Genomic DNA, 2,422 nt, shown 5'->3' with positions numbered 1-2,422 from the left:
TGAAGTGCGCCGTCATCATGATCATGCGGGCGACCCAGAAGAAGATGATCTCGTAGCCGGTGACGAGCACGCTCGAAGGCAGGAACAGTTCCAGCTCCTTCGTCTGCCTCGGCCAGCCGAGCGAGGAGAAGGGCACGAGGGCCGAGGAGTACCAGGTGTCGAGCACGTCGGGGTCGCGCGTAAGGGCGCCCTGGTAGCCGGTCATCTCCGCCTTGGCTCGCGCTTCGTCTTCGCTCCGCGCGACGAAGAGCTCGCCGGCCTCGCCGTACCAGGCGGGAATCTGATGGCCCCACCAGAGCTGGCGCGAGATGCACCAGTCCTGGATGTTGTTCATCCACTGGTCGAAGGTGTTGACCCAGTTCTCGGGAACGAATTTCACTTCGCCCGAGGCCACCGCATCGATTGCCTTTTTCGCGATGCTTTTGCCGCCGGGGCCCGCCTTGGCGACTGCCACGAACCACTGGTCGGTGAGCATCGGCTCGATCACCTGGCCGGTGCGCGCGCAGCGCGGCACCATCAGCTTGTGCTTCTTCACCTCGACCAGGAAGCCTTGCGCCTCGAGGTCGGCGACGACGCGCTTGCGCGCGACGAAGCGGTCCAGTCCGCGGTAGGCCGCCGGAGCGTTGTCGTTGACGGTCGCGTCGAGGTTCAGGATGCCGATCAGCGGCAAGCCATGGCGCTGGCCGACGGCGTAGTCGTTCACGTCGTGCGCCGGCGTTACCTTGACGACGCCGGTGCCGAATGTCCGGTCTACGTAAGCATCGGCGATCACCGGAATGGCGCGCTCGCACAGCGGCAGTTTTACGGATTTGCCGATCAGCGTGGCATAGCGCTCGTCTTCCGGATGCACCATCACCGCGGTGTCGCCGAGCATCGTCTCGGGCCGCGTGGTCGCCACCACGACTTCGCTCGAGCCATCGGCGAGCGGATAGCGGATGTGCCACAGGAAGCCGTCTTCTTCCTCACTCTCCACCTCGAGGTCGGACACCGCCGACTTGAGCACCGGATCCCAGCTCACCATGCGCTTGCCGCGGTAGATCAGGCCCTGCTCGTAGAGCTGCACGAAGGTGTCGGTGACCACCGGCGAGAGTTTCTCGTCCATGGTGAAGTACTCGTGCGCCCAGTCCACGCTGGCGCCGACCCGGCGCATCTGCTCGGTGATGGTGGAGCCCGACTGCTCCTTCCACTGCCACACCTTGGCGACGAAGTTCTTGCGGCCGAGATCGTGCCGGCTGATGCCCTGCTGCTGCAACTGCCGCTCGACGACGATCTGCGTGGCGATGCCGGCATGGTCGGTGCCCGGCACCCACAGCGTGTTGTGGCCGAGCATGCGGTGATAGCGCGTGAGTGCATCCATGATCGTCTGGTTGAACGCGTGGCCCATGTGCAGCACGCCCGTCACGTTGGGCGGCGGCAGCTGGATGCTGAACGAGGGCTTGCCGGCATCGAGCGTCGGCGTGAACAGACCGCGCGCCTCCCACAGCGGCGCCCACTTGGCCTCGATCGGGCCGGGTTCGAACGACTTGGGCAGAGTGGAGGTCATGGCGGGGCTTCGCAAAAACGAAACGGCGCCCAGGGGGCGCCGTTTCCGCAGGGTCGAGGCCCGCATTCTACGAGGCGGCCCGCCGGCCGCCGCGCTACTCGGCGCCGGGCATGTGGCCAATCTTGATCAGCTCGGCCTTGGCCTCGCGCAGCTTGCCGGCCACTGCATCGATCTCGACACGGATGTCCGTGCCCTCGGCCAGTTCGATGTCGTACTCATAGACCCTCGCAACCGCTCATGCCGCTTTGCTCGGCCCGGCTCACCTGGGCTTGCGATCCTTCGCGGCCGAGCGCGAACACCAGCCAAGCCAGGACGGCGGCCACCGCAAAGATCGACAGCCACAGCGCGAGCAGCCGGCGCTTGAGCTAGGGAGGGGGCATGCGGGGGTGGGATGTCGAGACGGCCGTGCGTCGCGTTAGCGAACGCAGCCTTCGGCCGCGATGCCGAGCAGCCGCTCATCGCGATCGACCCACCATGCCACGCCACGCAGTCGCTCGGGATGGGCGCCTGCCGGAATGCGCAGTGCGCGCAGCTCCCGAGTCGGCCCGGCGCCGAGGAAGATCGGGCCGGCCACGGCGCGCACCAGCCGGCGTGCCCGTGCATTGCCTTGTGCATCGGCCGGCAGGTCCTCGACCAGTGCGAGGTAGGCGCGCGCGCCGGCCGGTGCGCTGCCGCGGGTCTGCAGTTGCAGCCCGAGGTAGCCGTTCCAGGCCGGGCCGCCCTCGACAGCGAGGCGAAGTGGCGGGCGGGGCGCAAGGCGCCACTCGGTTTCGCCCGAAGCCGACAGCGGCCGCAGTGCATTGACCTCGGCGCGGCGCGCTCGGCCCTCGGCCAGCGCCGCCAGGGCCAGCGGCGCCTCGGCGCCGCGTGCGCCGGGGG

Annotated in this window: 1 protein-coding gene and 1 pseudogene; both read right to left on the bottom strand. The window is 68.1% G+C overall.

Annotation, left to right across the window (positions count from 1 at the left end):
- The coding region (locus tag H0W38_RS20975; protein ID WP_292457834.1) for a valine--tRNA ligase at positions 1 to 1,543 on the bottom strand (1,543 nt) is incomplete at its 3' end.
- Between the two features lie 415 nt (positions 1,544 to 1,958).
- Positions 1,959 to 2,422: pseudogene (locus tag H0W38_RS20970) on the bottom strand (hypothetical protein); the annotation flags it as partial.

The organism is Methylibium sp. (assembly GCF_013817365.1).
Taxonomy (GTDB): domain Bacteria; phylum Pseudomonadota; class Gammaproteobacteria; order Burkholderiales; family Burkholderiaceae_C; genus Methylibium.
This window is presented reverse-complemented; position numbering and strand designations above follow the sequence as displayed.